Below are 25,360 nucleotides of genomic sequence, written 5' to 3' on the forward strand. Positions count from 1 at the left end.
GCTTGCAATTCGACAAAAACAGATTAAAATTGACACCGCCTTAAAAATATGATTAATTGAAGGTTTGAATGAACTATTGATATGAAGGAACGAACTGAAGGAGCTATTATGACAACGAGAAAATATAAAGAGCTGGTTGAACAGCGAACCAGACAAACCTTGCAGAAGTGGTCGCAGCAGCCGGCAGTTGAGGAAAGGGATATCTATCGCTTTCTGCATAATTTAAAAGGCACTTCCGGGACAGTGGGCCTTGACGCGGTGGAGGCGTTCTCCGGCAATTCTCTGCTCTATTTCTCGGATGATAACCATAGAAGCTGGACGGAAGCCGAGTGGGGGGATTATTTATATCCGCTGCTGGAGCTGTTTGATGAGCCTGAAATTACAGGTGCAGTGCCTCCCCAGATTCCGGGAATTGCTTTGTCCCATGGCAGCACCCACCAGCAGTACGAAATTCTGGTCATTGACGATGATGTGGAGCTGGTGGCTTTTTTGCGCGAGTCGCTGGAGAAGCAGTCATACTATGTAAGCATTGCCCTGTCCGCTGAACGCGGACTTAAGATTTTTTATGAGACCAAGCCGGATTTAATTCTGCTGGATATTCTGCTGCCGGACCGCAGCGGGATTGATGTGCTCAACCAGATTATCGGCAAAGCCAAAAAAGAGCGGATTCCGATCATTATCATCAGCGGTGAACACTCCAAGGAAGTCCAGAAATATGCCTATTCGCTCGGTGTGATGGATTACATCCGGAAGCCGGTGGATATCGACCTGTTCCTGGTGCTGATCAAGAACCGGTTTGAACTGAAAAAAGAATGGCAGGAGTCCATCATTGTAGATGAGCTGACGGGTGCTTTTAACCGGAAATATTTCAATCAGACCCTGAAGATGCTCTCATCTGACTTCAGACGGACGGGCCGGACGTTCTCGCTCGCGCTGCTGGATCTGGATTACTTTAAGCATGTCAACGATACGTATGGTCATCTTGTGGGGGACGAGGTCCTGCAGACTTTTTCGGAGCTGGTCAGAGATTCAATTCGTACGGAAGATACACTGTGCCGCTACGGGGGAGAGGAATTCGCCCTGTTCATGCCAAATACCTCTGCGGACTCAGCGCTGCTTGTCATTGAACGGATTCAGGAGAAATTCGCTTCCAGGGAATTCTGTGCCAAACGGGAAAACTTCCATGTTACCTTCTCCTGCGGCATTACAGAGATAAGCGAACGGCAGCAGGATACCGATAAACTAATTGACGAGGCAGACCAGGCTTTGTATTCCAGCAAGTATAGCGGACGAAACCAGACAACCTTGTACAGCGAGGGAATGTTAACGGGCCAGAGGGAAACAGTACTCAATGTAATTATTGTTGATGATGATCCGCTGATCCGCAGAATTATTACCGGCAATTTCGCCTCCTGGGAGCCGGGGAATATCGCCGGAATGAAAGTGAACAGTTATGCCGACGGCGAGCTTTTTCTGAAATCGGACTGGTATGTTCCGGAGGAGAAGTACATTATTCTGCTGGACGGGGTGATGCCCGGCCTCGACGGGCTTGAGGTTCTGGAGAAGATCCGCAGCGGCTATCCTGAAGTGAACATCCTGGTGATTATGCTGACAGGCCGCAATAATCAGCGCGATATTATCCATGCCCTGCAGCTGGGGGCGGACGATTATGTGATTAAGCCGTTTCATGTGCCGGAGCTGCTGTCCCGGATTGAGCGCCTGGCCCACAGATTCTTGTTCTAATAGCAATGTATCCAGCCGTGGATGAACTGAAAGTGAGAGTGAGTGTTTATGCAAAAAATACTGATTGTGGACGACGAAGATGTACTGCGCATGCTGATTGAAGATACGCTGGAGGATCTGGAGGACGTAGAGATTCATACCGCCGAGAATGGGGTTGAGGCGCTAACGCGGCTTACTTCAGACCCCTATGATCTCGTGATTCTGGACTATATGATGCCGGAAATGACCGGAATTGAAGTGCTCGGTGAGCTGAATGAAGAGCTGAAGAACAAGACCCCTATTATGATGCTGACAGCCAAAGCACAGGAAATGGACCGTAACCGGGCGAGGGAAGCCGGAGCGCGTTATTTCATGCCTAAACCGTTCAGCCCGATGGAGCTGCTGCAGATCGTGGAGGGCATTCTTAGTGAGAAACCATAAGCTTGCGGATGTGAGCATCAAAACCAAGTATTTCCGGATTATCTTTATCCTGTTTATTGCAATTATGTTATCTGGTATCGGCCTGTTCTTCTACATCAATAACCAGCAGGACAAGCTGAAGCATGACCGCGGTGTATTGCAGCATAAGACTGAGACCATCAATGAGCTGGCGGCGACGCTGAATGATGTCTTTTTCCGGGCCAGAGGTTATGTTGCCCTCAAAAGCGACGGTGAGCTTAAGCTGCTGAATGCTGCACTCACGGGCCTTGACGGAATTCTGGAGCAATATTCGGCTCTGAATCTGTCGCCTGAAGAAGCTCAATACCGGGATGATCTGAAGTTATTCTATGAGCAGTACAAAACCAAGACCCTTCCTGAAGCGATCCGGCTGGTGGAGAACGATGATTATACCGGTATCCGCAATCTCTCTCAAGGCGGCAGCACCCAGGCTCTGAATGAATTTCTGGCCTATACCCAAGAGTTCAAAACAAGCTCGGACAGCAAGCTGAACGCCATGGCTTCTCAGTCCATCAGGCAGGCGGATACCTTCACATTTATCGCCTTCGGGCTCAGCGCTGTACTGCTGTTATTCTTCACCCTGATGATCTGGCGGATGCTTAGAGTGGTGCTTGATCCGATTGTTAAGCTGGAAGAAGCAACGAATTCGCTGGCGGCAGGCGAGGCTGTTCTGCTCGGTAAGCTGCATAAGCAGGATGAGATCGGCCGCCTTTATGAGGCCTTCCTTAATATGGCCCGGAGTATCCAGGATAAAGAAGAAGAGCTGATGATGCAGAATGAAGAGCTGCATGCCCAGCAGGATGAGCTGCAGGATCAGCAGTTCAAGCTGGAGCGTTCACTCAGCGAAATCGAAAGTATGATGAAGGCGCTGAACCAGACCTCCGCCGTAGCCATTCTGTCCAGCAAGGGCGTATTCACGTATGCCAATGATAACATTAGCGTCTACACCGGCTACAAGAACGCCGAGATTGTCGGATACACCTTCCGTTTGTTTGAGCTGCATAATATTTCGGATACTTCGATGGAGCAGATTATACGCAAGCTGTCGACTGGCGGTGTATGGAGCGATGAGTCGCAGATTGTGGCAAAAGATGGTTCTGCTGTCTGGCTCCAGCTGACGGTCATGCCGTATCTGAATGATGAGGGTCAGATTTACCAGTACATTCTGATTGCCAACAACATTACCTCCATGAAGAGTGTCCAGCAGGAGCTGGCCGAGACGCTGAAAAGCACGGAGCAGACCACCATCATGCTGGAGCTTAACAACCAGCTCAATCATGAAATTACCTACACGCTGGACAAGCAGGAATTTGCCGAGAAATTCAGCAGGTTCATGAACCGGCTGTACTCGTTCGACAGCAGTCTTTTCCTGCTGGTCAAAGATAAGATATCGGTGGTCAAAGGGGTTCCGCAGGAGAATGTGGAGCGCTATATTGATGCAAACAACAAAGATATGTTATACCGGATGAGCACGGAGAAGTCCTATATTGTGAAACGGACCGGAGTCCCGAGAGAGCAGGGGATCTCCGCCAAAGAAGTTTACTGCTATGATTTCTATACAACTGTAGTCAATGCCGAGGATGAGATCCTGGCGATCTTCTGCGGTACACGAATCGGGCATTCCTTCACCGAAGAGGAAATCAGCGAAATTCAAGGGATGATGAACCGGGTGGCGCTGGCCATCGAGCGTTTGTTCATGTATGAGGAAATCGAGAATGGCCGCAAGCTGAACCGGGATATTGTCAACAATGTCAATGAAGGCATCCAGTTCGTCAACACGGAAGGCGTCATCCAGCACATCAACAAGGCTCTCAGCCAATTGTTCGACTATGATGAATGGACCGAGGGGATGCTGATTCCCAAAGAGCGCTGGATGGACCACTTCATAGAGCGCGTTAATGAATCGGAAGAGATGGGGCAGTTCTATCAGAAAGCGATGTCCTTGCACTCCGTGGATTCCAGCACGATGAAGTATTCCCTGGGCAAGGAAGCGATGAAGCATGTCGACGTCTATGCGATTCCCGTGTTCCGCCGCGAAGCGCGGGTGGGAACTCTGTTTGTACACCGGGATATCACCCGTGAATACGAGCTGGATCTGATGAAGTCGGAGCTGGTCAGTACCGTCAGCCATGAGCTGCGGACACCGCTGTCCAGTGTTCTGGGCTTCACCGAGCTGCTGTTATCCAAGACAATGAAGCCGGAGAAGCAGCTGAAATATCTGGAAACGATTCATAAGGAAGCCAAACGTCTGACCGAGCTGATCAATGATTTCCTTGACCTGCAGCGCATGGAATCCGGCACACAGCTGTACAATGCAGAGCCGGTCAATCTCAGCGAGACCGTTCTAAGTGTAATTGACCAGTACAAGCTTAGCGGTACCCACCATATCCTTCTGGAGGATGAGGCGCTGAACGCCGAGGTCGAGGTGGATAAAGACAAGATTATCCAGGTGCTGACCAACCTGCTGAGCAACGCCATCAAGTTCTCTCCAGGCAGCAATGAGATTAAGGTAACGCTGCATAATGAGCGGGATTCGGTTATGGTCCGGATTCAGGACCATGGACTCGGGATTCCGAAGAATCAGATCGGACAGCTGTTCCAGAAATTCCGCCGGGTGGATAACAGTGCATCCAAGCGGATTGGCGGAACGGGTCTCGGACTTGCGATCTGCAAGGAGATCATTGAGAAGCAGAAGGGTATGATCGGAATTGATTCGGTTGAAGGGGAAGGCACCACGGTGTGGTTCAGCCTGCCGGTCCTCCATGCGGAGAGCAGCCGTCATGAAGAGGAGCCGCATAAATGGAGTGCCGACAAGGAGCAGAAGCCGAATGTGATGATCGTCGAGGACGATTACAGCCTGTCCCTGCTGCTCTCTGAGGAGCTTAAGGGCAAAGGCTTCAGAGTGACTCACCACTATCATCCGCAAAAGGCATTTGATCAGGCGGTGAAGACGCCTTTTGTAGCTATCGTCGTGGATCTGATGCTCGGCGAAGAGCTGGACGGCTGGGATCTGATCCGTATGCTGAAGAATGATCCCCGCACGGAGAATGTGCCGATTGTCATCTCCTCGGCGCTGGATAAGGAAGATAAGAGCATGATGGATAAAGTGCAGAAATATCTGACCAAACCGTATCCGCCGGGCGAGCTGTCGAATACCTTGCAGGATATTGTGCAAATCGAACTGAAGACGGGTGAGGTTCTTTTCCCGGACAGCGGGGGAACTGAGCAGTAGGCGTATAATAGAGAACATAGTTATATAGAGTGAATGCAATCTTAAGCTGATTATATATATTCATTGAACAAGTCCTTCTTCGCGGAGGGCTTATTTTTTGTCCGGCCCAGTCATACTGCATTTTGAAGTTTGTTCAACAAAAAGCTTGCCTTAGAGCCTACTCTATGGATTATATTAGACCCGATGCAGACAACCTAACCGAAATGAATGGGAGGAAATGCGATGAAGTACAGCTATTTGGGTAAATCCGGTTTGAAGGTCAGTCAATTATGTCTGGGCACGATGAATTTCGGGCCGGAAACCGAGGAGAAGGAAGCGTTCAGGATTATGGATGCCGCATTGGATGCGGGAATCAATTTCTTCGATACGGCCAATGTGTACGGCGGCCAGGACCGCCGCGGCTGGACCGAGGAAATTATCGGCCGCTGGTTTCAGCAGGGGGACGGACGGCGCGAGAAGGTTGTGCTGGCCACCAAGGTGTACAATGACATGTTCGACGAGCAGGACGGACCCAATTCCGGCTCCGGCTTGTCCGCTTATAAGATCAGACGGCATTTCGAAGGCTCATTGAAACGTCTGCAGACGGATCATATTGAGCTTTACCAGATGCATCATATTGACCGGAATGTATCCTGGGAAGAGCTGTGGGGCGCATTTGAAATTCTTGTCTCCCAGGGCAAAGCTGATTATATCGGCTCCAGCAATTTCGCCGGCTGGCATATCGCCGCTGCGCAGGCTAAGGCCAAAGAACGCCATTTCCTCGGCCTTGTGTCCGAGCAGCATTTGTATAACCTGCTGGAACGGACACCGGAGCTTGAAGTGCTGCCGGCATCCAAGGAGCTGGGGCTGGGCGTCATTCCATGGAGTCCGCTGGCCGGAGGCTTGCTCGGCCGCAACGCCTTGTCCAAGACGGGTGTGCGCAGCGCCCGCTCGGCCAAGCTGGAGCAGCACCGCAGCCAGCTGGAGCAATTCTCCGCGCTCTGCAAGGAGCTTGGCGAGCATGAGGATCAGGTTGCTCTGGCCTGGGTACTCGCCAATCCGGCTGTAACAGCGCCGATTATCGGGCCGCGTACGATAGAGCAGTTCGAGGATTCGCTGCGTGTTACGGAGATAGTACTGGAAGAAGCTGTGCTGAAGAAGCTGGACGAGATTTTCCCCGGACCGGGCAAGCCGGCACCGGAAGCTTATGCCTGGTAAGATTGTAATTGCCATAATTCAATACAAATTCAAGTTATTAAAGTAAAAAGGGCCGGACTATCCTTTGGGAGGTAGTCCGGCCCTTTTTTGTTAAAGTCTTTTCACTGTTTGGGTCTAAGAAGCTGTTCAGAATTCACCGGGTTTTGCCTGATGCGTGGCGGCTTCGATGACGCACAGCTCCCCTTCTTCATTCAGTTCGGCATAAGCCACTGACGTAAGCTCAGGATAACCCTTCTTCCGCAGCTCCTGCAGCAGCCAGCTTTCGTGTTTCCCGAGACTCTCAAGCGCCGGACGCTGAATGCTGCCGGATTCAACGAGGCATTGCGGAAGACAAACTCCCTTCGCGTCAATATCCAGATCTTCCCGGGTTACCGGTTCATATTGCGGCTTCTTCAGAATGCTGAGCGAGCCGTTCGTTTCATAGATCGCATAAGCGACCTCATTGATAGAAAAGGTGTCCTTCGCCCGCAGCATCATCCGGAGCTGCTCGAAGTCCAGATTGTTCTTGCGCAGCTTATGGAGATCAATGGCACCATCCCGGATGAGAATCTCCGGCTCCCCCTCCAGCGGCTTGCGCAGCTTGCTGACATGTTGGGTAATCTTCTCGAAGGTGATGGACAGTACCGTCCAGACGGCTAGCGCAAACAGCAGCTTCAGTACCGAATGATCCTTCTCGTAAATCGTGTCACCGACCAGATCGCCTAGAATAACTGCAGAAATGAAGTCAAAAGGCGTCAGGGCGGAAATCTCTTTCTTGCCCAGCAATCGGGTCATTGCCCATAGTCCGATAAAACCGGCAATCAGCTTAACCAATATCGATCCGTACTCCATTGGCTACCACCCTCCAGATATGAATGAATCTAAGAGTGTTTAACCAATGCACCATATCGTGTAACAAGCAACTTCTGGCCGGGACAGCGGCCTGTCCGCTGGAGCTGGCAGGATGATTCCCGGCTCCGACCTGTGATAGACTAGAAGGTGAGAAGTGAAATCATTCTGATGATATCACAGGGGGATGAGGTGGCGGCAAATGCTTTTTTATCTGATTTCCATATTGGTAGTGCTGGTTGACCAAGCCGCCAAATGGCTGGTCCGCACTCATATGGAGCTTGGGGAGAGGATTCCCTTCTGGAGTCCGCACCTGCAGTTCGTCTATTATGAGAATAGCGGGGCAGCCTTCAGCTCCTTTCAGGGCTACGGAAAGTATTTCTCCATAATCGCTGTTGTTTTTGTAGCGGCAGTGTTCTATTACCGGCGGCAGGGCAAGATTCGCGGGCCTTTGCTTGAGGCAGCCAGCGGTTTTCTGGTCGGCGGAGCGCTCGGCAATGCGATTGACCGTGTGATCTACCATCAGGTAACGGACTTTCTAGTATTCGGTAACCGCGGGGGGATTCTCAATCTGGCGGATCTGGCGATTAATGCCGGGGCAATTCTGATTGCAGTCTACCTGCTGGTCGACCACTTTGGACACAAAGCTGCCCGGTCAGGGGAAGAAAAGCGGTCCTAAGGCTATTCCGGTTTATCATTTTATCTAATACAAGTTATCATTATTTGTAATGAACCCGCCTAAATCAGAGCTTTTTACTATGATTTAGGCGGGTTTTGTGTGTTTTTTACCTTTATTATGCTTTGTGACCATGAAATGCCTGTTATCTGCTTCGTTGATCGTTTCTTATTAATGTGTTAGCCTGAATTCATGATGTTAAGAGGATAGAAGATTGCACGTTAAGGAGAGGTCGATATTGTTGCAATTACAAGTTACGAACAGTCCCTTTAATGAGAGCCAGGCTGAGCTTCTGAACCGGCTGCTGCCGACGCTGACCCATTCGCAGCAGGTATGGTTAAGCGGTTATTTATCCGCGTTGTCTCTGCTGGGAGACACCGGTCAAGCAGGCCCGGCGGTGCTCCCCCTTGCTGCTGAAGCGGCAGCAGGAGTGTTAATGTCCACAGCCACAATACCACAGCCGGAGGTATCCCGTGAGGTGACCGTATTGTTCGGCTCCCAGACCGGCAACTGCCAGCGGCTGGCGGCGAGCCTCTCGCGCAAGCTGGAAGAGCAGGGCTTCAAGGTTACGGTTGCCGCAATGAACAGCTTCAAGCCGAATGGACTGAAGAAGATTGAGAATCTGCTGCTGCTGGTCAGCACCCATGGTGAAGGCGAACCGCCGGATAATGCCCGCGCCTTCCATGAATTTCTCTACAGTAAAAGAGCCCCGCAGCTTCCGCAGCTGCGTTACTCGGTACTTGCACTCGGCGACACTTCCTATGAATTCTTCTGCCAGACCGGGAAAGATTTCGATCAGAAGCTGGAAGAGCTGGGCGCACAGCGCTTAACGCCGCGTGCGGACTGCGATCTCGATTATGATGAGCCTGTGGCCGAATGGTTCGGGCATGTTATCCGCTCGCTAAGCGGTTCCGGTTCGCAGCAGGCTGCGGCGATCGCGGATGATGCTGTACTGGCAGCCGAGAGCGCAGAATCGCTGGAATCGGCATATTCACGGAATCATCCGTTCCATGCCGAGGTGCTGGAGAATCTGAATCTGAACGGACGCGGCTCAGACCGTGAGACCCGCCATCTCGAGCTGTCGCTGGCCGGTTCGAATATTACGTTTGAGCCGGGTGATTCGCTCGGAGTCTATCCGGAGAACCACCCGCAGCTTGTGCAGGAGATCATTGCTGCCATGGGCTGGGAGGCGGGTGAATCCGTTCCCCTGAACAAGAAGGGGGAAGAGGGCACGCTGCATGAAGCATTGCTGCGGCATTATGAAATTACCGTACTGACGAAACCGCTGCTGGAGCAGGCAGCCAAGCTGAACTCTGCGCCTGCCCTGCAGGAGCTGCTGTCCCCGGACCGGCAGCAGGAGCTGAAGAATTACATCCATGGGCGTGATCTGCTGGACTTGATTCAGGATTTCGCACCGTGGGAAGTTCCGGCCCGCAGCTTCGTGACGATTCTGCGCAAGCTGCCGGCAAGATTGTATTCCATTGCCAGCAGCTACAATGCCAACCCGGATGAAGTGCACTTCACGGTACGGGCTGTGCGCTATGAGTCGCATGGACGTGAACGCTACGGGGTCTGCTCCGTACATTGTGCGGAACGTGCAGAGCCGGGAGCTACACTGCCGGTCTACATCCAGAGCAATCCGAACTTCAAGCTTCCGGCAAATCCGGATACGCCAGTGATCATGATCGGACCAGGCACTGGAGTCGCCCCGTTCCGCTCCTTCCTGGAGGAACGGGAAGAGCAGGGGGCACAGGGCAAGTCATGGCTGTTCTACGGCGACCGGCATTTCGTCACAGACTTCCTCTACCAGACGGATTGGCAGAGAATGCTGAAGGACGGTGTGCTTAGCAGGCTGGACGTTGCCTTCTCACGCGATACGGACGAGAAAGTTTACGTACAGCACCGCATTCTGGAGAAGAGCCGGGAGCTGTACACCTGGCTGCAGGAGGGTGCACATGTCTATGTATGCGGAGACGAGAAGCATATGGCCCATGATGTACACGCAGCGCTGGTTACAGTAATCCAGCAGGAAGGCGGACTGAGCCCGGAAGGGGCAGCCGCTTATCTGGAGACTCTGCAGCAGGAGCAGCGTTATCAGCGTGATGTCTATTAAACGATATTCAGTGGAGGGATCTCCGCTGGGCTTACGATACAATTCTTGAAGAGCGCGAGGCAATGCGGAAGGAGAGGATCAATAGTGGCAAACAATGAACCAGCGGTGAAGCCGATTGGCGGACCCCCGAGTGATGTAGAACATATTAAGCTGGAGAGCAATTATCTGCGGGGTGCGCTTGTCGAAACCCTCAGCAACCCGATCACCGGAGGGCTGCCGGAGGATGACAACCGCCTGCTGAAATTCCACGGCAGTTATATGCAGGATGACCGGGATTTGCGCAGTGAGCGTGAACGCTCCAAGCTGGAGCCTGCTTACCAGTTCATGCTGCGTGTTGTAGCGCCAGGCGGAGTGGCGACACCGGCGCAATGGCTCGTAATGGACGATCTGGCCCAGAAATACGGCAACGGCACACTGCGAATTACAACAAGACAGGCTTTTCAAATGCACGGTGTACTCAAGTGGAATCTGAAAAAGACGATCAAGGGAATTAATGATACGCTGATGACTACGCTCGCAGCCTGCGGTGACGTCAACCGCAATGTCATGAGCGGCCCCAATCCGTATCAGTCGGAGGTTCATGCCGAGGTAAACGAGTGGGCCAGAAAAATCAGTGACCACTTAGCCCCGCGCACCGCGGCTTACCATGAAATCTGGCTGGATGGCGAGAAGGTAGTGGACAGCAAGGTCGTTGAACCGATTTACGGGCCTGTGTACCTGCCCCGCAAGTTCAAGATCGGCCTGGCGGTGCCGCCCTCCAACGATGTAGATGTATTCTCCCAGGACCTGGGCTTCATTGCCATTCTGGAAGACGGGAAGCTGGCCGGCTTCAATGTCTCGGTCGGCGGCGGTATGGGGATGACGCATGGTGATACCAGCACATATCCGCAACTGGGACGGATTATCGGCTTCTGCCGTCCGGAGCAGATGATTGATCTGGCGGAGAAGACCGTCACCATTCAGCGCGACTACGGCAACCGTTCGGTCCGCAAGAACGCCCGCTTCAAGTACACGATCGACCGCCACGGTCTGGACTGGTTCACGGGCGAGCTGCATGAGCGGCTGGGCTGGACGCTTGAGCCGGCACGTGAATATCATTTCGACCACAACGGCGACCGCTACGGCTGGGTGAAAGGCTTCGACGGCAAATGGAATTTGACGCTGTATATCCAGAGCGGACGGATTCAGGATGTCCCGGGGTATCCGCTGATGACAGGCCTGCGGGAGATCGCCAAGATTCACGGCGGGGATTTCCGCCTGACGCCGAATCAGAATCTGATCATTGCCGGAGTCAGCCATGCGAAGAAACGCAAGGTAGCCGAGCTTGCCAAGCATTACGGGCTGACCGACGGAGCTCATCATTCCGCGCTGCGCAGAAGCGCTATGTCCTGCGTGGCGCTGCCGACCTGCGGTCTTGCGATGGCGGAGGCTGAGCGATATCTGCCGCTTCTGCTCGATAAGCTGGAAGTCATCATTGATGAAGCCGGCCTGCGTAATGAAGAGATCATCATCCGCATGACCGGTTGCCCGAATGGCTGCGCCCGTCCTGCGCTTGGCGAGATTTCGTTCATCGGCAAAGGCCCGGGCAGATACAATCTGTATCTGGGTGCCGGCTTTACCGGAGACCGGCTGAACAAGCTGTACAAGGAGAACATTGACGAGAAGGAGATTCTGGACACTCTCGGTCCGATCATTCACCGTTATGCCAAAGAACGCAGTACCGGTGAGCATTTCGGAGACTTTGTGATCCGCAGCGGATATGTCAAAGCCGTTACTTCGGGACTTAACTTCCACGACTAATTTTCCATATAATAAAAGAACCTGTTCCCTAATGACTTAGGGACAGGTTCTTTTATTATTTCTATGAAATGTATGGTTGTACCATACCCATCTACTGATTATCACATATAGTATAGTATCACCAATTGAAAGGGATGATAGCCTTGCCAACCTTCGACAGCATACTTGTCACAGGGAATCAGACAATTCAGCAGGACCTGCAGGTCAATGGAAATCAAACAATAATGGGAGCCTTAAACATTGTAGGCAATGAAACAGTTTCGGGAGATATGCAGATCAACGGCAACCAGTCCATTGTCAACAGCCTGGCAACCGGCGGAGATGTCGATGCAGGCGGAAATGTGCTGGCGGTAGGCCGGCTGTCAGCCAGTAACCAGCCCTCCTTACCAGCAGGCGTGGCAGTAATCCAGCAGGTCAGACATTATTTCCTGCCAGTGCCGAATCAGCCGGGTCTGGTGCTAAAGGGCACAGATGGTCTGGATTATGTTGTTTTTATCGATGTCAGCAGCGGGACACCGAGCCTGGCTATTCATCTGGCGTAGTGTAATGCAGGCTGCCTAGCTGCGGGAATTTATAGAAGGAAGGCTCCCCGTCTGCTCCAGCGCTTTCTTGACCTCTTCTAGATAGCGGAAGCGATGCTGCTGGTCCGGTTCCAGAAACGCGCCTTCAGCCCATTCATTCCATGCATTAATGAAGAGGAATTCACTCTGATACAGGGTTCTGGCTCTCTCGATCTGCTTCGCTAGATACCATCCGAACTTGTGCGGCGAAGCCCCTATACAGCTCTGTCCCCTTTTGCCAAGCCGCGGGGTGTTATCCCAGTTCACGTAGGCTCCCGGAAATATTTTACCTCCGTTCCGGTGGGGTGACCGACTTAGGATTGACAGCCAGACCTGGTCATAGTCGAAGACGAGATGCTCCTGACCGTCGATAATCATGTAATTCCACAGACGTTCTGTATTGCCGTGGGCAAAGGTGTAATGCGGCTCGAATTCCACATTGGCATCGAAGCCGCCCTGGCCCGGAATTTCGAAGCCGCCCAATGTGCGGACAAAATAAATGCCGTCCAGGCCATTCTGCAACGCGAGTGTATTCCAGAAATGCAGCATCTCTTCGCAGCGGGGAATATTTCCCGGTCTGTATATGATGAATAACGGTTTGTTGCCGATGCGGATATAACGCTTATCCCTAAAGGCGCCCAGCAGCTCATGAAAGTGATTCTCCCAATCCTGTTCATCTCCATAATCCTGGCGGATCAGCACCTCATGCTCTCCGCCGTCCCATTTGCGGGTCCAGGATTCATTAGCCCAGGAGAGGCAGAACGGAAAGTCCGGCTCGCCGGATTTCATAATCTGCTTCAAGGGCTGCTCCAGAAGCGGCTTGCCTCTGAACCAGTAATGGTAGTAGCAGAACCCATAGATACCGTAGGCTTTGGCTACTTCTGCCTGCCAGTTTCTCGCTGCAGCGTCCGTCAGGTCATAATAATACTGTTCAAGCGGTTCCTTGGGCTGCTGATGTCCTGAGTAGAGCGGAACAGCTTTCCTGGTGTTGGTCCATTCTGTGAAGCCTTCCCCCCACCACAGGCTGTTCTCGGGAATCACATGAAATTGCGGCAATAAAAAAGCGATGAGCTTCAATCCACCTACCTCCCAATTCTGCTGCAGGTAATCACTGGTTATTGTTGCAGGCTCCCCGTTTAGCTGTTAAAAACAGTATGCAGCAGCTTCGCTGCCATTTGCATAAATGAGTAATCGTAGGTGCTCCTCCATAAGGCACGGGTAGCTAACGCCCTTGCGGACTCCGGGTGATTTCGGTAGTAGCTGACCTTCTCATTCAATTCCTGGCCGGTGTGAAATGTGATGATGTCTTCACCGGGATTCATATATGCATACAGATTGGAATGATCCTCCGCCAGCTGGACAGCCCCGCAGGAAGCGATTTGAAAAGCCCGAAGCGGCGGCTGCCCCCAGTGGATAATAATCTCGGCGCCATTGTAATAATCCTGCAGCTCTATACCAGGAGACACTGGGGTAATTCCGGGATATTCCTCCCAGCCTTTGCCGGCTGCATATACCTTACAGCCGCTGAGCAGCGGAGAGAGCTCGTGAAGGTAGGCTATACCGGCTGGAAGTGCGTCGCCAAGCAACAGCACATCGCAGCGGCAGGCTTCATCCACATATTTTGGACTGAACAGGTTCCGGTCTGCAGCAAAAGGCAGATACATAACAGAACTGCTGCCGGAGTGCTGATAAAATGGGATATGGTACATATTTTGCGTAAAGACATAGTTAAACAGAGCTGCCAGACGCCCGGTTGAGCTGCTCGTGCCGGAGCTGTCGGTGAGCCAGATTGCCTTTTGGAGAGTGGCTCTGCGGATCACCTCCAGATCATTGTCCGAGAAGTCTGTATCGCCTCCGACGACCAGCAGCAGATCCGGATTGAGCTGGACCAGCGCTGTAGAGAAGCTCTGGAATGCCTTAATGGCTACAACTTCTTTGGTAAGCAGCCTGAACTGGTCGGCAATCAGCTGTTCGGTCTGCCACAGCTCCTCTTCCGGCATGGCGGATACGAGTAGAACCCGCAGTTTTTTGAACTCAACAGCCTTGGCAGGCTGCGGAAGATTAGCGGATACATTCTGTTGATTTATATTTATATTTTTGAGTGCCCGGATTACCGTATGAGCAATAAGCTTTCTGGATCTGGGATGCAGCCGAATGGTTTTGCCGGTGGTTCTGATACGGTGTTTCGTTTTCTTGTTCATGCGCTGCCGAAATCCCTCCCTACACAACCCTGCACTGTTTTATTTTATGAGAAAGCAGTGAATTTGCTACAATTCACAGAATGAATTTGGATTTCCGGCGGTTTTCTTACATAATATAGAGTAGCACTACAAAATCATAACCAAGAGCCATTGCTGTGAGTAGTGGCTTCTGTACAGAAGAGGCGAATTTAATGATCATCATGAAAACGATGGAAGAGATCGAAAAAATGCGTGCGGCCGGCAAAATATTGGCCGAATGCCACCGGCAAATCGCTCAGATGCTGAAGCCCGGAATTACGACCTGGGAGATTGACCAGTTTGCTGAGAAGTTCATTCTCTCCCAGGGGGCTACCCCTGAACAAAAAGGCTATCATGGTTATCCATATGCGACCTGCGCATCTGTGAATGATGTCATCTGCCACGGCTTCCCCAAGCACGAGGAGCTGAAGGATGGAGATATTGTAACAATTGATATGGTAGTCAACTTGAACGGGTGGCTGGCAGATTCAGCCTGGTCCTATGGCATTGGCACCATTAGCGAGCAGGCGGACAAATTGCTGGCTACCACCAAAGAGGCTATGTTCAAAGGCATTGAGCAGGCTGTGGCCGGCAACCGGATTGGTGATGTCGCTCATGCCATCCAGGTATACGCGGAAGCTAACGGCTTCTCCGTAGTCCGTGATTTCATCGGGCATGGCATCGGCTCTGAAATGCATGAAAAGCCTGATGTGCCTCACTATGGCCCGGCAGGCAAAGGCCCGCGCATCAAGGAAGGTATGGTGTTCACCATTGAACCCATGCTGAACACCGGCAGCTACCGGACCAAGGTTGATGCGGACGGGTGGACAGCGCGTACCTTTGACGGCGGATTGTCGGCACAATATGAGCATACGCTGGCGGTAACTCCGCAGGGCACCATTATTTTGACAGAGCTGTAAGAATCAGCTGATGCCTGCTATTTTAATGAAGGATGTTAGGTTAGAACCCGGACTGTGGTCATGTTTTCATGCCGCAGGCCGGGTTTTTCTGTCTAACTGTGTCGGAATTCACGGCTTATCTCCATTTTATTGAATATAATGGGGAGACTTTAAAGCTGAATAGAATAGAGGCTTGTGAAATGGCAACAGATAAACCGTGTAAGAATCTGCATCGCTCCCCCAGTCCGGCGCAGTGCATGGAGCATTATGGCTGCATCTATGAGAATAATCATCTCATTACATTGCTGGTGGACCCGGAGAACGGCGGAATTGCTGATGCCAACCGGGCAGCATGCGAGTTCTACGGCTACAGCATCCGGCAATTCAGGCAGCTTCTGATCTGCGATCTGGCGGCTGACCCGAAATCAGGGGTTCAGGAATTTGTAGAGAAGGCGCTGCCTGAGGGCGGTGACCAGAAGAACCGTGTGTTCATTGACCGGCATGTTCTGGCCAGCGGGGAGCCCATTGATGTGGAGGTTCATACCGGCATGATGACGATGCTGGGCAAAAACTGTGTATACACCGTAATTCACGACATCAGCGAACGGGTCCGTTCCGAGCAGCGGCTTCGAGAAAGTGAAGAACGGTACAGAGATCTGGTCGAGCTGTGCCCCGAGGCTATTCTGGTCTATAGCAGCGGCACTATCCTGTTCGCCAATAAGCAGACAGAGCGGATGTTCGGCGCCAAGAAGCAGGAGCTGACCGGCAAAAGAATTGAGGATTTCTTCAATGAGGTGTACTTCCAGAGTGCAGAGCATAACAAGCTCAAGACAACAGGTCTGCTGAAAGAACGCTTCCGCATTGAACAGCGGCTGATCAGGCGGCAGGACAACCGTAGCTTTGATCTTGAAATTTCCGGGGTGCCGGTCATATATGAAGAAGCGAAGGCGCTGCAGCTGGTGTTCAGGGATATTACCGAGAGTAAAAGGGAAGTGGAGCGGGCGGTCCGGCTTCAGGAGCACCGGCATGCGGTGTCCTTCCCGCTGGACAGCAAGGCGGTTCTGGAGAAGCTCTACATCCCGGCCCGAACCTTAAGCGGCGATTTCTTCATCTTCCATAAGGTCAACGAAGAACAGGTCATTGGCATTATCGGTGATGTGACCGGTAAGGGGATTACTGCAGCGCTGAATATCTCGGCCCTACGGGTGCTGTTCATGGACAGCCTGTCATGTACACAGGACCCCGTACAGGTACTGCGCGATCTGAATTACAAAGCGCTGCAGCATCTGGGTGAGGATTATATCGCGGGCTGCTGCTTCCTGCTCGACTTCGGGACAGGACTGCTCAAGGCAGCCGGAGCCGGAATTAATGAGTTTCTCTATGTTCCCCGCGGCAGGGACTGCCAGAGAATTACCGTTAAGGGTGCACCGCTCGGCATGTTTGAGAGCAGTGAATTTGAGGAGAAGACCATCCCGTTTGAATCCGGGGACCGGTTTTGTTTTTATAGCGACGGGATGGAGCTGCTGTTTAACAGTGATGAGCTGGGGCGGGAGTACGGGTATCTGCTCGAGAGATTTGCCGGAGCAGCGCTGCAGGATGACTGCACCTGGCTCGGCCTGAACATCCAGTAACGGACGGGGTGCTGCCTGCAGGGCGGATTCATGGCGTGTACATGCGCAGGACGATGATTTCAGAACTTATAAGGAGTGAGTCATGGGAGCTATTCATAAGGAAGTGATGCTTCACGGTCTGGAGCGTCATCAGATGATCATTGACGGAATCATTCAGGAGCTTGACTTAGAAGCCTATGCGTTTGATATCCGCCTGATTCTGATCGAAGCGGTAACCAATGCTTATTACCACGGGAACCTCAGCGATTGCAGCAAACCGATTACCATCCGTTATCTGCTGATGGATCAGCTGCTTAAGCTGCAGATAGAGGATTCGGGGGCCGGGGACAGCGGATTGGTGTTCCCGGAGGCTATCGGGAGCGATGAGTTACTGGAAGAAGGGGGAAGGGGATTATACCTGATCCGCTGTTTCTCGGACAGTGCAGAGATGATACATAATACGATGTACATCAGCAAGAGTATCTGTCCCTCATAGAATTACAAAGGGGAGAATTCGGTGAAATTAAGTTTGAAAGTCAAAATGAGTATCCTGTTATTTCTGATTATCAGCGTACCGCTGGGCATATCCGGGGCTGTATCCTATCAGCTGGCTTCGGGAGCCTTGCAGAAGACGATTGAAGAGGAATTAAGGGGGACTACTAATTCTACAGCCGGAGCGGTGGATGCCGAGCTGGAAGCGGTAGGCAATGATCTGGGCATCGCCAGCAGGAACAGCACGCTGGCCGATTTCGCCGGGAATCCTTCTGCTGCATCCTTAAGAAACACAGCATTTAATTACATATCCGGTGTGCAGAAAGACAATGCCAAGCTATTGGAATCGCTGATCATCGCCGATACACACGGTAAGGCGCTGATTACCAGCAGCTCCGAATCGCCCGGGCTTGATGTGTCGGACCGTGCATACTTCCAGGAAGCGCTGCAAGGCAAAGACGCCGTCAGTGAAGTTATTCTGTCGCGGGAGACGAACCAATACATCGTAGCGATCGCGAGACCGCTGCGGGTAAATGATCAGATTACAGGCGTGTTAATCGGTACCGCCTTGTTTGAGAATATCACTTCCCCGGTAACCGGGGTGAAGATTGGAGAGCACGGATACGGATATATGATTGACCGCACCGGCCTGATCGTCTCGCATCCTGAGCAGGACAAGGTGCTGAAGGAGAATCTGGACGGCAACAGCAATGCTGAACTGAATGAGCTGGTCCGGCTGATGAAGGCCGGAGAAACCGCACACGGCTTCTACACCTATGAAGGCGTGCGTAAATATGTTTCCTTTCAGCCCGCAGGCAATTGGGTAGTAGCTACAACGGCCAATGTAGAGGATTATATGGCTCCGGCGGACGAAATCCGTAATACTACGATAATCATTATTCTGGGCTTTATCGTCGTTGCTATGCTGGCCGCATATTTCTTTACCACCCGCAATATTGTGAATCCGATCAAGAAGCTGGAGAGAGCCATGGGCCGGGCTGGTGACGGGGATCTGACCGTTCATACCTCAATCCGCTCCGGAGATGAGCTGCAGACGCTGAGTGAATCATTCAACACCATGATTGACAAGCAGGAGGCCATTATCGAGAAGGTAAGAGCAGGCTCGGTATCCTTAACCTCCATGTCCGAGGAAATGGCAGCCTCTTCAGAGGAGATCAGCGCATCGATTCAAGAGATCAGCTCCAGTACCCAGGAGATTGCTTCCGGAGCCGAGAACAACAACCAGTCGGTAATCAATGCTTCCCAGGTGCTTGTGCAGCTATCCAGTCTGGTGCAGCTGGCGCAGAGTAAAGCGTCGGCTACCTCCGGTAATGCCGATAACACGAATCAGGCAGCGCAGGAAGGCAGAGCCAGAGTTATCAGTACAGTACAGGCGATGGATACGATTCACAGCAGCACCAAAGAGACGGAAGAGCTATTGCTGACGGTCAGCGGGTTGTCAGAGAAGGTATCCACAATGATCGGAACAATTAACAAGATCGCCCAGCAGACCAATCTGCTGGCCCTGAATGCTGCCATCGAAGCAGCGCGTGCCGGTGAGCATGGCCGCGGCTTCAGTGTAGTGGCCGGTGAAGTACGGAAGCTGTCGGATGAGACGCATACCCAGGCCGGCGAGATTACAGGTCTGGTCAGTGAGATGGTCACGCGGATTACCCAGGCTGTAGATTCCATGAGAGGCGCTGCAGAGGCGGTAGAGAGCGGCGTAAGCATTGTGAATGAGACGGACCGCGCGTTCGTGCATATCATTCAATCTGTTGAGAGGATTACAGAGAATGTGCAGGAGATTCTGGATATTACCAGAGATGAAGTAGCAACCTCCGATCAGATTATTAAGCTGATTGATTCCATGGGCACAATCTCGGAGCTTGCGGCAGCGAATACAGAGAATGTATCCAGTGCCACGGAAGAGCAGGCGGCAACGGTCAATAATTTCGCGGCTTCCGCGCAAGAGATCAGTGCCATGGCTAATGAACTGGAGATTCTTGTTGAGAAATTTATAATCAGGGGTGAGTAGCTTGAGCGAGATTGTTATTGAGATGCCGGAGCTGTTCTCGGTTGAGGAAGCCGGACATTTCAGAGAAGAAGTACGGAATTATATTCTTGGCGGCCATTCAAGCTTCCTGCTTGATTTCGGGACCTGCCGTTTCATTGACAGCACCGGACTTGGCGTGATTGTCAGCTCCTACAAGAAATGTGTAGAGACTGGCGGCACCATTAGGCTGACGGGGATGAATGACAATGTCCGCAAGATTTTTGAGCTGACCCGGCTGACTCATGTGTTTGAGATTATATAGACTTGCTGACTTGAACAAAGGCAGGGCCGTCCTTCGGAGGACAGTCCTGCCTTTGCCTTTGCTGCGGATGAAACGGATCACTTAATGCGGCATTATGAGGTTAATCGGTAATATTCCGGGTGTAATACTCGATGATATCCTTGCGGCGGATGATGCCGAGGAAGATCCCGCTGCCGTCCACCACAGGGACGAAATTCTGGTCTGCGGCCAGTGTCAGCATATCCTCCATCTGTGCGTGAATCTCTACACTCTCGTTATGCACATGACGCTGAATGGTGCCTACAGTCACCCCGGTCATATTCTCAAAGCTAAGACCCTCGGTGTTCTTCAGTTTCCATAGCAGATCGCCCTCCGACAAGGTCCCAACATATTTGCCTTCTTCGTCAATAATCGGAATGGCTGAGTAATAATGATTCTCCAGCTGCTCCAGCGCTTCCCGCATTGAGATCGAGGAAGTGATATACGCCACCTGATCTTTGGGCAGCAAAAAAGAGGATATTTCCATAAGTTAGTCTCCTTTACAGTAGGATGTGTACATAAACGTTAGTTCAATTAAAACACATAACATGATGTAAGCGCATTAACAATTGGGTTACAACTTCGTAAGGGAAAGGGCTAAGAGCAAATAATAAAAGGATATGCCGCCCTCCCAAGGGGAAGATTCAACATATCCTTACCGGTTTTTTTGTATATAAAAGATATGTTAATGCTGGAATTGTTAGCCGTTCTGGCCGTTATCGTGGCTGAGCTGCCAATAGATGCCGAATTTGTCCTTCAGGCTTCCGTAACATTTGCTCCAGAACGTCTCCTGCAGCTCCATGCTGACCTTGCCGCCTTCCTTGAGCTTATGGAACCAGTCTTTGATCTTATCTTCATCCGTATCCATCAGCGTCAGGTTAATATTATTGCCTTCCACAAAAGGCATTCCGGGAAATACATCCGAGAACATTACCGTGCTGCCGGCAATTCTCAGATTGGCATGCATCACCAGGTGCTTGGCCTCTTCCGGCAGAGGGTGGGAAGGATCGGGAGGAGCTTCGCCGAAAGTCATAATATGCGGAGGTTCGGTCCCGAATACTTCAGCATAATATTCAACAGCTTCCCGGGTATTTCCGTTGAAATTCAAGTAAATATCAATTGCCACATGCGTCACTCCTCTAGTGTTAAATTAAGGCAGGCACGGTTCTGTCATATTGTATCATGTGCCTGTCTATTTACAAATATACTTGGCAGACTCTAAGATAGGGAAACAAGTGGAGACAAGAATTACAGGAGGACTATGCTGTGAAAATATATGGCTGTGATTTCAGCGGAGCGAAGAATCCGGAGGGCAAAATTTACGTGACTGAAGGGAACCTGGAGGCGGGGGGATTAACGGTAGAGCGGGTGTTCAGCTGTGAGGACAGGCTGGATCTGGCGTATTATATCCGCTCAAGCCAGGCCCCCTGGGGCCTCGACTTTCCATTTTCCATACCGGACTATTACTTGCAGGAACAATATCATTCGTCATGGATCAGCTTCCTGGAGGGAGCCTATGACGATACCCGGGAGTCTTTCAGGCAGCGGTTTGGCGTCATTCACAGCGGCAGGAACAGCCGGGATATGCGGGTGACTGACATTGCGCTGCAGGCCAAAAGCCCGGTCTCTTCGACACCGATTGCCATGCACGGAATGCTGTATGGCGGACGGAAGCTGCTGTATAATCTGCGGGAGGCCGTATCTGTGTACCCCTTCGATGAAGTACGGGATCTTGCTTCGCGGCTGTATGAGGTATACCCGAGTCATGGCTGGAAGACCCTGCAGCTGAAAAGCAGTGATCCGGCAGCGCCCGCGGAGATCGGCCTCCGCTTCAAAGCGCTGGTGGATGAAACATTCTCGATAACGGTCACGGCGCAGGCTGCGCTTGGAACACTAGATGCGGCAGGGAAGGCCAATCCGCATGCCAGAGATTCTATGATGGCCTGCATACCGCTCGCGTATTGTATCTACAAATACAATCTGGAGAAACACTGGCCTGTCCGGCCGCCCTTCGCCACGGAAGAAGAATGGGCGAACAGGGAGCGGGAGGGACTTGCAGTCAGACTCTTTTGAAGCAATATTAAGCTTCAGAAGCTTCAGCAGCCCCGGATAGAATGCCATCCACCCATGCATAACAGCACTCCAGCTGTTCTGTTGTGATGAGATCTGAGCGGTGCTCGAACATGATTTTCACTCCGCTGTTCTCCTCGCGGATGATGCGGAGATAGTCTTCAATAGGTGCCCAGCCGTCTGCGGGACTCAGTTCCGGGAGTGCCGGGTAATGGCTGTTCCGGACGCTGTCCTTGACCTGAACAGTCGACAGATGGATTAGTGCTGCGTATTTGGTGTATCTCCTCAGGAGCGCCACGGCATCGAAATGGGGGTCAAGCTTATCCTGCTGATACAGCCGGGCTGTATCCAGACACAGCTTAATATCAGGATACCTCACTAATAGACGTTCCAGAAAATCCTGATTATAGACATAGCTGTTCAGTCCGTCGAATTCCAAAATAGGCTGGAAATGATACTCTCGTCCTTTCCGGCTGAGCCAGTCGAACAGATACTCACTGTGCCGGATCAGCTCTTCCAGAGAGGTTTCACTCTCATAGATGTTCTCCCGGCGGTCACCGAACCGCCACTGCTGCCAGTCCACGCGGTCATCCAGAATGACCGGCTTCGGATAATGAAACAATACATATCCGGGACGCAGGGTGACCATATAATCCAGCTCTTCTTGAATATGCTCAAAAGCAGCCGCGCGCTCCTGCCCATCCGGCGAGAGGAACAAGGCGTCCCGCAACCGCGCATGATCGGCGCGCAGCGGGAAATGGACACCGGTGTGAAACTGGTGTTGCTGCGCTTCCGCGATCAGATTCCGGCAATCTTCCTCTGACTTGAAGGAACAAGCCTCGATCCCATAGAATCCGGCTTTGAAATCCTTGTGAAATTAGCTGTAATCGAATCCTCCGTATTGACCAATCATAAATTGCTGCAAACGATTCACCCCGTATGTCTTCGTGATTATTAACCTTCACCTAGCGAAATATCCGGACTTCCGGGCGGCTGCTGAGGCCGCAGGAACTCCTAGATTCATTGACTTTCTGTGGCAGAGATCAGGAGGTTGTTTATAGAATCCTGCACATAGTACAACATTTTCCTCATCCTATCGTTCAAAATCCAAAATTGTTGTATAAAAAGCAGGATTTCACCGTCTCCAAGCGGCTTAGCAGGATTATTCTTGTATTTCATACAACAATCTTCCCGACACCCGGCTACCAGTGATTCAAAGTTGTAAAACGTACAACATTGTTGTCTACAGTGAGGTTTATTTAGAATGTATAATTCGCCATAATACAGTTTTTACCTGCAAAAGAGTTATACTTGCGGATGCAAATTGCCGGCCGCTCTACCATCAGCTTACTTATTGGAGATGGACAGCAGATAGGCAGATACCTATACTGGAGGAAAGTACCAGGGACAGCAGAGGAGAATGATTGTGATGAGCAAGCGTATTGCCGATCAGCGGCTGATGCATCAGCGGATTCAGCAGCCTCCATCCCTTCAGCCCGGAGAAGTGGTGCGTGCGTTCGGTGCGATGCAGGCTCAGGATTATATGCAGGCCGTCTGGGCTATAGGCCTGCGAACACCATCAGCAGGATTAATAGAGGTTGAGCAGGCCATCGCGGACAGGAAGCTGCTGCTGACCTGGACGCTGCGCGGGACGCTTCACTTCGTGCCGCCGGAGAATGCGAAGTGGATGCTTCAGCTCTGTGCCCCGCGCATTCTGCGTCAGGCGGCAGCCAGACTGACCCAGCTTGAACTTGACGACAAGATCCTGGAGCGCTGCCGGAAGATCATCTATAACGCACTGAAGGGCGGACGCCAGCTCCCGCGTCCCGAGCTGCTGAAGCTGCTGGAGGAACAGGGCATCAGCATCTCCGGCCAGCGCGGCTATCACATTCTATGGCATAGTGCGTATAACGGCCTGATCTGCTTTGGTCCGCGTAGCGGCAAGCAGCAGACATTCGTTCTGCTGGATGAATGGGTGGAATACTCGCGTGAACTTTCTTTTGAGGAATCATTGAATGAACTGGCCTCGCTGTATTTCACAGCGCATGGGCCTGCAACTGTGCAGGACTTTGCCTGGTGGGCAGGGCTGACGTTAACGGATGCAAGAGCAGGTCTTGAGGCAGTGCGGAGCAGTCTGCAACCGGAAGTGATTGACGGCAACGAATACTGGAGGCCTGATCCTGCGGCAGTAACGGCAGCTGAGCCTGCCGGTGTTCATCTGCTGGCCGGGTTCGATGAATATATTCTCGGCTATAAAGACCGGAGTGCCGTGCTGGAGCCGGAGTCGTTCCCGCTGATCGTGCCGGGCAATAACGGCATCTTCCTGGCGACGGTGGTAGCTGACGGGCGGGTAGCCGGAACCTGGAAGCGGACGATTAAGAAAAAAGGTGTCGAGCTGTTTATAACCCCTTTCGCCCCCTTGGATCACAAGGGAATAGAAGGAGTGCAGCAGGCCGCTGAGCGTTATGCGCTGTTCCTGGGTCTGCCCTTAACCAAACTTGAATATCTCAAATGACCCGATTAACTGCAGCAGATCCATCTACTACAACAACTATAACCGGACTAAGGAAGTGTTAATTATGGAAGACTACACCCCAATATTGGAGCAGATACTTAAGCAGGAACAGGAGCTGCAGTTCAGCGCGTTCAGCAATCAGACAGCCATCCAGGTGGGCAGCGCAATTCTGGCAAGAGCGCAGAGTATGGACAAGCAGATTACGGTGGATATCCGGAAGAACGGAACCGTGCTGTTTCACGCCAAAATGGATGAGAACGGCCCCGGCAATGACCGCTGGATCACCCGCAAAATCAACGTAGTGAATCATTTCGGACACAGCTCTTATTATATGAATGTGCTGTATAAATCATGGAATACCACAATTCAGGATAATGCTTTTGTAGATCCGATGGAATACGCAGCCGAAGGCGGGTGCTTCCCGCTTCTGATCCGGGGTGCCGGAGCAGTCGGAACCATATCTGTGTCCGGACTTTCCGGTGAAGAGGATCATGAGATGATCGTTGCCGTGCTGGAGCAGATCATTAAGCCGCAAGCCAGCTAACCCGCACAACAATTTGAATTATCGCTTAGATCATGGAGGAAATGGTGTATGATGGGCAGTTTCCGCAGGAAGAAGCGGACTGTCTTTTCTA

Annotated in this window: 22 protein-coding genes; 16 read left to right on the forward strand and 6 right to left on the reverse strand. The window is 51.9% G+C overall.

The genetic code is table 11. The features are described 5' to 3' along the window. The first annotated feature begins 108 nt into the window (after positions 1–108). The 4 genes from NSU14_RS09955 to NSU14_RS09970 all read left to right on the forward strand — a co-directional run bounded on the left by NSU14_RS09955 (position 109) and on the right by NSU14_RS09970 (position 6,610). A complete protein-coding gene (locus NSU14_RS09955; protein WP_042138478.1) occupies positions 109–1,743 on the forward strand; it encodes a GGDEF domain-containing response regulator in 1,635 nt (544 codons plus the stop codon). A gap of 48 nt (positions 1,744–1,791) precedes the next feature. Next, positions 1,792–2,163: a response regulator gene (locus tag NSU14_RS09960; protein ID WP_042138476.1), complete on the forward strand. Its 372-nt coding sequence runs from the start codon at positions 1,792–1,794 to the stop codon at positions 2,161–2,163. After that, positions 2,150–5,413, forward strand: a complete 3,264-nt coding sequence (locus NSU14_RS09965) for an ATP-binding protein (RefSeq protein ID WP_076243298.1) — start codon at positions 2,150–2,152, stop codon at positions 5,411–5,413. Before NSU14_RS09960 ends, NSU14_RS09965 begins: the two co-directional genes overlap by 14 nt. Positions 5,414–5,635: 222 nt before the next feature. Beyond that, positions 5,636–6,610, forward strand: a complete 975-nt coding sequence (locus NSU14_RS09970; RefSeq protein WP_042138474.1) for an aldo/keto reductase — start codon at positions 5,636–5,638, stop codon at positions 6,608–6,610. A 126-nt stretch (positions 6,611–6,736) separates the two neighbouring features. On the opposite strand, the gene NSU14_RS09975 is transcribed toward NSU14_RS09970, so the two are convergent. Next, positions 6,737–7,441: a DUF421 domain-containing protein gene (locus tag NSU14_RS09975; protein ID WP_076243297.1), complete on the reverse strand. Its 705-nt coding sequence runs from the start codon at positions 7,439–7,441 to the stop codon at positions 6,737–6,739. A 199-nt stretch (positions 7,442–7,640) separates the two neighbouring features. Here NSU14_RS09975 and lspA point away from each other — a divergent pair, with 199 nt between their 5' ends. The 4 genes from lspA (at position 7,641) to NSU14_RS09995 (ending at position 12,569) form a co-directional block, all read left to right on the forward strand. Continuing rightward, on the forward strand, positions 7,641–8,117 hold the full coding sequence (gene lspA, locus NSU14_RS09980) for a signal peptidase II (protein WP_076243296.1): 477 nt from the start codon (positions 7,641–7,643) through the stop codon (positions 8,115–8,117). A gap of 238 nt (positions 8,118–8,355) precedes the next feature. After that, on the forward strand, positions 8,356–10,227 hold the full coding sequence (locus NSU14_RS09985; RefSeq protein ID WP_076243397.1) for an assimilatory sulfite reductase (NADPH) flavoprotein subunit: 1,872 nt from the start codon (positions 8,356–8,358) through the stop codon (positions 10,225–10,227). An 84-nt stretch (positions 10,228–10,311) separates the two neighbouring features. Beyond that, the gene (cysI, locus tag NSU14_RS09990; RefSeq protein ID WP_076243295.1) at positions 10,312–12,027 is read left to right on the forward strand and encodes an assimilatory sulfite reductase (NADPH) hemoprotein subunit; all 1,716 of its coding nucleotides are present in this window, start codon (positions 10,312–10,314) and stop codon (positions 12,025–12,027) included. Between the two features lie 224 nt (positions 12,028–12,251). Next, entirely contained in the window at positions 12,252–12,569 is a 318-nt protein-coding gene (locus NSU14_RS09995) for a hypothetical protein (protein ID WP_231575170.1), read from the forward strand. A gap of 15 nt (positions 12,570–12,584) precedes the next feature. On the opposite strand, the gene NSU14_RS10000 is transcribed toward NSU14_RS09995, so the two are convergent. Both NSU14_RS10000 and NSU14_RS10005 read right to left on the reverse strand, forming a co-directional pair. After that, positions 12,585–13,664 (reverse strand): glycosyltransferase WbsX family protein, encoded by a 1,080-nt coding sequence (locus NSU14_RS10000; protein ID WP_340944502.1) that lies wholly within the window; start codon positions 13,662–13,664, stop codon positions 12,585–12,587. Between the two features lie 59 nt (positions 13,665–13,723). Further along, positions 13,724–14,788, reverse strand: a complete 1,065-nt coding sequence (locus NSU14_RS10005; RefSeq protein ID WP_042138465.1) for a CgeB family protein — start codon at positions 14,786–14,788, stop codon at positions 13,724–13,726. A 191-nt stretch (positions 14,789–14,979) separates the two neighbouring features. On the opposite strand from NSU14_RS10005, the gene map reads away from it, so the two are divergent. From map to NSU14_RS10030, 5 genes are all read left to right on the forward strand, one after another. After that, positions 14,980–15,726, forward strand: coding sequence for a type I methionyl aminopeptidase (gene map / locus NSU14_RS10010; protein WP_042138464.1), 747 nt, complete (start codon positions 14,980–14,982; stop codon positions 15,724–15,726). A 179-nt stretch (positions 15,727–15,905) separates the two neighbouring features. Then, on the forward strand, positions 15,906–17,336 hold the full coding sequence (locus NSU14_RS10015) for a SpoIIE family protein phosphatase (RefSeq protein ID WP_197074257.1): 1,431 nt from the start codon (positions 15,906–15,908) through the stop codon (positions 17,334–17,336). Between the two features lie 82 nt (positions 17,337–17,418). Continuing rightward, positions 17,419–17,811 carry an ATP-binding protein gene (locus NSU14_RS10020; RefSeq protein WP_042138462.1) on the forward strand — a complete coding sequence of 131 codons (393 nt, stop codon included), beginning with the start codon at positions 17,419–17,421 and terminating at the stop codon, positions 17,809–17,811. 45 nt (positions 17,812–17,856) lie between these two features. Continuing rightward, on the forward strand, positions 17,857–19,842 hold the full coding sequence (locus NSU14_RS10025) for a methyl-accepting chemotaxis protein (RefSeq protein ID WP_340944508.1): 1,986 nt from the start codon (positions 17,857–17,859) through the stop codon (positions 19,840–19,842). Next, positions 19,835–20,122 (forward strand): STAS domain-containing protein, encoded by a 288-nt coding sequence (locus NSU14_RS10030; protein ID WP_340944510.1) that lies wholly within the window; start codon positions 19,835–19,837, stop codon positions 20,120–20,122. Before NSU14_RS10025 ends, NSU14_RS10030 begins: the two co-directional genes overlap by 8 nt. Before the next feature lie 100 nt (positions 20,123–20,222). Here the strand turns inward: NSU14_RS10030 and NSU14_RS10035 are convergent, their stop codons facing one another. Both NSU14_RS10035 and NSU14_RS10040 read right to left on the reverse strand, forming a co-directional pair. Continuing rightward, complete coding sequence (locus NSU14_RS10035) at positions 20,223–20,627, reverse strand: CBS domain-containing protein (RefSeq protein WP_076243292.1); 405 nt, start codon at positions 20,625–20,627, stop codon at positions 20,223–20,225. A 213-nt stretch (positions 20,628–20,840) separates the two neighbouring features. Further along, positions 20,841–21,266 carry a VOC family protein gene (locus NSU14_RS10040; RefSeq protein WP_336101883.1) on the reverse strand — a complete coding sequence of 142 codons (426 nt, stop codon included), beginning with the start codon at positions 21,264–21,266 and terminating at the stop codon, positions 20,841–20,843. Positions 21,267–21,406: 140 nt separating this feature from the next. Here NSU14_RS10040 and NSU14_RS10045 point away from each other — a divergent pair, with 140 nt between their 5' ends. Further along, positions 21,407–22,213, forward strand: coding sequence for a hypothetical protein (locus NSU14_RS10045; protein ID WP_340944513.1), 807 nt, complete (start codon positions 21,407–21,409; stop codon positions 22,211–22,213). Between the two features lie 7 nt (positions 22,214–22,220). Here NSU14_RS10045 and NSU14_RS10050 read toward each other — a convergent pair whose 3' ends face one another. Beyond that, on the reverse strand, positions 22,221–23,054 hold the full coding sequence (locus NSU14_RS10050) for a TIM barrel protein (protein WP_340948917.1): 834 nt from the start codon (positions 23,052–23,054) through the stop codon (positions 22,221–22,223). Between the two features lie 585 nt (positions 23,055–23,639). Here NSU14_RS10050 and NSU14_RS10055 point away from each other — a divergent pair. Continuing rightward, a complete protein-coding gene (locus NSU14_RS10055) occupies positions 23,640–24,725 on the forward strand; it encodes a winged helix DNA-binding domain-containing protein (RefSeq protein WP_256703799.1) in 1,086 nt (361 codons plus the stop codon). A 64-nt stretch (positions 24,726–24,789) separates the two neighbouring features. Beyond that, positions 24,790–25,269, forward strand: a complete 480-nt coding sequence (locus tag NSU14_RS10060; RefSeq protein ID WP_076243289.1) for a heme-degrading domain-containing protein — start codon at positions 24,790–24,792, stop codon at positions 25,267–25,269. Positions 25,270–25,360: the final 91 nt, after the last annotated feature.

The sequence above is a fragment of the Paenibacillus sp. FSL R10-2771 genome (assembly GCF_038000205.1).
Lineage (GTDB): Bacteria > Bacillota > Bacilli > Paenibacillales > Paenibacillaceae > Paenibacillus_AQ > Paenibacillus_AQ phytohabitans.

What these genes read in the sequence shown, in the direction of transcription:
- NSU14_RS09955 (WP_042138478.1), top strand. Translation starts at nt 109, where the DNA reads ATGACAACGAGAAAATATAAAGAGCTGGTTGAACAGCGAACCAGACAA.
- NSU14_RS09960 (WP_042138476.1), top strand. Translation starts at nt 1,792, where the DNA reads ATGCAAAAAATACTGATTGTGGACGACGAAGATGTACTGCGCATGCTG.
- NSU14_RS09970 (WP_042138474.1), top strand. Translation starts at nt 5,636, where the DNA reads ATGAAGTACAGCTATTTGGGTAAATCCGGTTTGAAGGTCAGTCAATTA.
- NSU14_RS09975 (WP_076243297.1), bottom strand. Translation starts at nt 7,441, where the DNA reads ATGGAGTACGGATCGATATTGGTTAAGCTGATTGCCGGTTTTATCGGA.
- lspA (WP_076243296.1), top strand. Translation starts at nt 7,641, where the DNA reads ATGCTTTTTTATCTGATTTCCATATTGGTAGTGCTGGTTGACCAAGCC.
- NSU14_RS09995 (WP_231575170.1), top strand. Translation starts at nt 12,252, where the DNA reads ATGGGAGCCTTAAACATTGTAGGCAATGAAACAGTTTCGGGAGATATG.
- NSU14_RS10005 (WP_042138465.1), bottom strand. Translation starts at nt 14,788, where the DNA reads ATGAACAAGAAAACGAAACACCGTATCAGAACCACCGGCAAAACCATT.
- map (WP_042138464.1), top strand. Translation starts at nt 14,980, where the DNA reads ATGATCATCATGAAAACGATGGAAGAGATCGAAAAAATGCGTGCGGCC.
- NSU14_RS10015 (WP_197074257.1), top strand. Translation starts at nt 15,906, where the DNA reads ATGGCAACAGATAAACCGTGTAAGAATCTGCATCGCTCCCCCAGTCCG.
- NSU14_RS10020 (WP_042138462.1), top strand. Translation starts at nt 17,419, where the DNA reads ATGGGAGCTATTCATAAGGAAGTGATGCTTCACGGTCTGGAGCGTCAT.
- NSU14_RS10025 (WP_340944508.1), top strand. Translation starts at nt 17,857, where the DNA reads ATGAGTATCCTGTTATTTCTGATTATCAGCGTACCGCTGGGCATATCC.
- NSU14_RS10035 (WP_076243292.1), bottom strand. Translation starts at nt 20,627, where the DNA reads ATGGAAATATCCTCTTTTTTGCTGCCCAAAGATCAGGTGGCGTATATC.
- NSU14_RS10055 (WP_256703799.1), top strand. Translation starts at nt 23,640, where the DNA reads ATGAGCAAGCGTATTGCCGATCAGCGGCTGATGCATCAGCGGATTCAG.
- NSU14_RS10060 (WP_076243289.1), top strand. Translation starts at nt 24,790, where the DNA reads ATGGAAGACTACACCCCAATATTGGAGCAGATACTTAAGCAGGAACAG.